Genomic DNA, 4,405 nt, shown 5'->3' on the forward strand with positions numbered 1-4,405 from the left:
CTCGACGAGGGCGGGCAGCTCGGTCTGAATCGCGGAGACAGGGGCGGCCGAGGCGCCAGGAGAGACCGAGCCGCCAGGGGGGGCCGAGCCGCCAGGAGAGACCGAGCCGCCAGGGGAGGCCGAGCCGGCAGGGGAGGCCGGGGTGCCGAAGGTATCCGAGGCGGCCGAAGAGCCGCCCAGCTCGTGGTGGAACCCCTCCCAGCCCGGGCCGGACGGGATGCTGCGGCCCGCCTGATACGCCTCAGCGACGCCTCTCGCGCGCACATCCGCTGCCTCGTTGAGCGGGTGGTTCGCGTGTCCCTTGACCCACTCGAAGCGGTACTTGCGGCCGACCAGGGCTTCGTCGATCTCCTGCAGCAGTTCGAGGTTCATCACGGCCTTGCCGTCGGCCTTGCGCCAGCCCTTGGCCTTCCAGCCGCGCATCCACTTGGTGACCGAGTTGATCACATACTGGCTGTCGCAGAGCACCAGCAGGTCGTCGTCGACGTGGGCGGTGGCGCGGAACAGCTCGAGCACGGCCTTCAGCTCGCCCTGGTTGTTGGTGGCGTGCTTCCAGCCGCCGGCGGCCCAGTTGTTGTCGTCGATGTACCAGGCCCAGCCGGCCGGTCCGGGGTTGCCAAGGGCCGAGCCGTCTGCGGCGGCGGTAATAGTCATGCGCTCTAGTCTGCCAGCGCCGGTCAGCTCTGAATGCAGTTGCCGGAGTCGACGGCGCCGGTCAGGCCGGTCGCCTGCTCCACGACCGGGGTGACTTCCGACATCGCCAGCGCGTAGCCCACATTCGCCGTGTTGGCGGCCTTGGCGAAGATGACGCCGGCCACCCGGCCGTCGATGCTGAGCAGCGGGCCGCCCGATTCGCCCTGTTGCACGTCGGCGGCGAGCGTGTACACGGCGCGCGCGGTGGGGTCCTGGCCGTAGATGTCGGCCACCAGCACCGAGTCCACCGACATGACCCGGGCGGGGTCGGAGTCGAACGGGCCGCCGAACGGGTAGCCCAAGCTGACGGCCTCGCTGTCGACGGCGAGGTCGCCCTGCAGGGTCAGCGGGGCCGCGGTGAGGCCGGGCACGGCGATGATCGCCAGGTCGTCCACGGGGTCGAAGTACACGACCTCGCCGGTGATGGCACCCGCGCCGGGTACCTCAACAACGGCGTCGGTGACGCCGGCCACGACGTGCGCGTTGGTCAGCACCCGCTCCGGTGCGATGACGAAGCCGGAGCCGGACTGGCTCTGCCCGCAGGCCACGGCATTGCCGGTGATGCGCAGCACGGATTCGGCGGCGGTGTCGAGGGCGGCACTGTCGAGCTGGGCGTCGGGCAGGGTCGGGCTCTGGCCGCCGAAGGCATCCGCGATGACGGGCAGGCCGTCGTCGACGACGGTGGAGCGCAACTGCGCCAGGAAGCTCTTGACCGGCACCGGGGTGACCGAATCGATGGTGCGCACGACACCCGAGGAGGCGATCGCGGCGGTGAGCGCGGGGATGCCCAGCGCGCTCACGCTGAACGCGACCATGGAGATCACCGCGGCGGCAGCGGCCACGCCGACCACGGCACCGAAGAGCCGGTCGATGCCGCGGAGCTTCCGCGGGGTGCGGCTGCGCAGGGCACGGCCGATCGACTCGCCGATGGTGAGGCCGGCGATCACCAGGAACAGCGCAGCGGCGATCGTCGCGGGGGTGCGCCACTCGGCGGCGGACACCCAGGTGGGCACCAGCGGCACCACGAAGTACGCCGCGACGGCGCCGGCCACCAGGCCGAGGAGGCCGCTGATGCTGCCGATCAGGCCGCTGCGGAAGCCGGCGCCGAGGCTGGCGACCAGCAACACGATCAGAATGACGTCGAGGATGACCGAACCCTGCATGCACGCTCCCGCTTGAGGGGCGGAAGGACTCCGCCGGCTTCAGCCTAGGCGGGCGGCTGCGGGTTTGGCTGAGAACCGCCCTCGTCCCGGTGCAGTTCCACGAAGCTCAGGCCGTGCAGGTCGAGGCAGACGCTGTCGCCGGAGTCGACCAGCCGGAGCAGGATTTCGGTGCAGCCGGGGCAGCGCAGCAACAGCCCGTGCGAGCTCGGATAGAGCCGGGCGGTGGCCAGGGCGGCGGTGCGACCGCAGTGCGCGCAGCGGCCGCGGGCGCTGACGACGTCGACGGCGAAGAACTCGCTGAGCGGACCGGCGGCGGCGTTGCCATCCAGGTAATCCAGGTCCGCCGAATCGGTCACGGTTTGGCCCCCATCCCGCCGTATCGTTCGGTCTTGATGCGCTCGGGGGAGTGACCGGCCTGCACGAGCCAGTCGGCGACGGTCTCGACGAAGGCGGTGGCCCCGCAGATGAACACGGCCGGGTTGTCGGCGGCCGGCAGCGCCCGGGCGGTCAGGGTCGCCGCATCCAGCCGCCGGGCCGGGCTCGGGCTGCCGGCGGGCGCCTCTCGGGTGTACACGAGGGTGACGTCCACCAGCGGGGACCTGGCCAGTTCGTCGAGCTCAGCGCGGTAGTAGACGGCGGCCGGCCCGCGCACGGAATAGAGCAGCCGGAACGGTGCCGAGCCGCCGGCGGAGGCGGGGTCGGCGACCGCGTGGGCGCGCAGCATGGCCATCAACGGCACCACGCCCGAGCCGCCGGCGATGAGTTGTACCGGTGACGGATCGGCCGGATCCCAGACGAACCAGCCGCCGACGGGTCCGCGCACCTCGAGCTGGTCGCCCGCGGCCACCTGGTGCACCAGGTACGGCGAGACCTCGCCGTCGGTGAGCTCCTCCACCGTGAGGTCGATTTCTTCGCCGGGCCGCGCGGACGCCACCGAGTAGGAGCGCACCGCCGTGTACCCATCCGGCGCGGTGAGTCGAATGTCCACGTGTTGGCCGGCGCGGTGCCCGGTGAGTCCGGGCAGGCGCAATCGCAGGGTGCGAGCGGTTGTGGTCTCCTGGGTCACTCCGATCACCTCCGCCACGTTCCAACCGGTTCTCACCAGTAACGCTCTTCGCGCCACGGGTCGCCGTACATGTGGTAGCCGTTGCTCTCCCAGAAGCCGGGTTCGTCCTGGCGCAGCAGCTCGAGGCCGCGTACCCACTTGGCGCTCTTCCAGAAGTAGAGGTGCGGCACCAGTAGTCGGGCCGGGCCGCCGTGGGCGGGTTCGAGGGTCTCACCGTCGAACTGGTGGGCGATCCAGGCCTTACCGCCGAGCAGGTCGTCCAGCGGAACGTTGGTGGTGTAGCCGCCGTAGGAGTGCGCCATGGTGAATTCGCACTCGGATTCGACGGATTCGAAGAGCGTGTCGAGTGAGACTCCGCGCCAGCTGGTGCCGAGCTTCGACCAACTGGTGACGCAGTGGATGTCGGTGCTCACGTCATCCTGCTTCAGCGCGAGGAACTCCGTCCAACTCCAGCGGTGCACCTGACCGGTCTCGGTGGTGATGGTGAACTCCCACTCGTCCGGACTGATCCGCGGGGTGGGACCGGCGGAGAGCACCGGGAAGTCCTCGGTGCGGTACTGGCCCGGTGGTAGGGCGGGATCGTCGCTGCGGCGACGGCCGAAAAAGCCGGGTGAGACGATGCCCATGACGGGGGTCCTTTCTGCGCCGGGGGTCGATCGGTGAAGCTAATCCTAGGGGCGACGGTCAGCTGCTGCCGGACGGTTTGTCCTGGTCCATCCACCTCTCGATGAACTCGCGCGCCCCACCGTCCGGGGTGAGACGAATCACCCACAGATTGCTGTAGGTGGGACCTTCCGTGTACCGCGTGACGCCCTGGATGATCGACACGTCGGGGGTGACGGCCAGCGGCGACCATTCGAATGAGAAACTGCCCGGCTCGTCCGCAGCTTCCAGCCACCCGGCAACGATCCCGGCACGCCCCCGCCAGGGTTCGCCGAACGGGTCGGTGAAGTACTCGGCATCCTCGGTGAAGAGGGCGGCGACCTGGTCGGGATCGTTCGAGGACCAGGCCTCGAGGTAGCCCGTCATCCACCGGTTGGTGGCGTCCTGGTTGTCGGCTGGCTCGCTCATTCCCGAGTTCTAGCGCGAGGGACGGAATTTGACCAGCGTCTGGAGCTTCGGGGTTGCCCGCTCAGAACGGCGGAGGCGTGTCCGCTTCGGCCGGCGGCGACGACGGGGTCGCAGTAAGCGTCGGCGTCGCGGCCGGCGTAGCGGATGGCTCGCCGATGGTCATATCGGGCTTACTGCTGTATTCCTTGCCGCCGGGGCTGGTCCAGGTGAGGACCCCGCCAGGGCCTTGGTTGGTGCTGAAGCTGGATTGGTGTTTGAGCCGGTGGCAGCCCTTGCAGAGGCAGACGAGGTTGTCGACGTGGGTGGGCCCGCCGGTATTCCAGGGTTGGGTGTGGTCGATTTCGCTGAGGGTGGCCCGCCGGTTGCAGCCGATGCCCTGGCAGGTTTCGTCGCGGATCTGCACGTACCGGCG

The 4,405-nt window shown here is 69.8% G+C and carries 7 protein-coding genes; all 7 read right to left on the bottom strand.

All coding sequences use genetic code 11. The features are described from left to right. Positions 1-654: RNase H family protein (locus JWP54_RS13440; protein ID WP_367274225.1), on the bottom strand; the 654-nt coding region annotated here is incomplete at its 3' end. A 23-nt stretch (positions 655-677) separates the two neighbouring features. Next, positions 678-1,856, bottom strand: a complete 1,179-nt coding sequence (locus JWP54_RS13445) for a MarP family serine protease (RefSeq protein WP_297372899.1) — start codon at positions 1,854-1,856, stop codon at positions 678-680. A 44-nt stretch (positions 1,857-1,900) separates the two neighbouring features. Then, the gene (locus JWP54_RS13450; protein WP_297372901.1) at positions 1,901-2,212 is read right to left on the bottom strand and encodes a DUF6510 family protein; all 312 of its coding nucleotides are present in this window, start codon (positions 2,210-2,212) and stop codon (positions 1,901-1,903) included. Then, a complete protein-coding gene (locus JWP54_RS13455; RefSeq protein WP_297372903.1) occupies positions 2,209-2,958 on the bottom strand; it encodes a ferredoxin reductase in 750 nt (249 codons plus the stop codon). The genes JWP54_RS13450 and JWP54_RS13455 overlap by 4 nt, the downstream gene beginning before the upstream one ends. Beyond that, the gene (locus JWP54_RS13460) at positions 2,955-3,548 is read right to left on the bottom strand and encodes a sulfite oxidase-like oxidoreductase (protein ID WP_297372905.1); all 594 of its coding nucleotides are present in this window, start codon (positions 3,546-3,548) and stop codon (positions 2,955-2,957) included. The genes JWP54_RS13455 and JWP54_RS13460 overlap by 4 nt, the downstream gene beginning before the upstream one ends. 58 nt (positions 3,549-3,606) lie before the next feature. Then, positions 3,607-3,993, bottom strand: a complete 387-nt coding sequence (locus tag JWP54_RS13465) for a nuclear transport factor 2 family protein (protein WP_297372907.1) — start codon at positions 3,991-3,993, stop codon at positions 3,607-3,609. Between the two features lie 61 nt (positions 3,994-4,054). Next, on the bottom strand, positions 4,055-4,405 hold a 351-nt coding region (locus JWP54_RS13470), incomplete at its 5' end, for an HNH endonuclease (RefSeq protein WP_297372909.1).

The organism is Cryobacterium sp., assembly GCF_025463825.1.
Lineage (GTDB): Bacteria > Actinomycetota > Actinomycetes > Actinomycetales > Microbacteriaceae > Cryobacterium.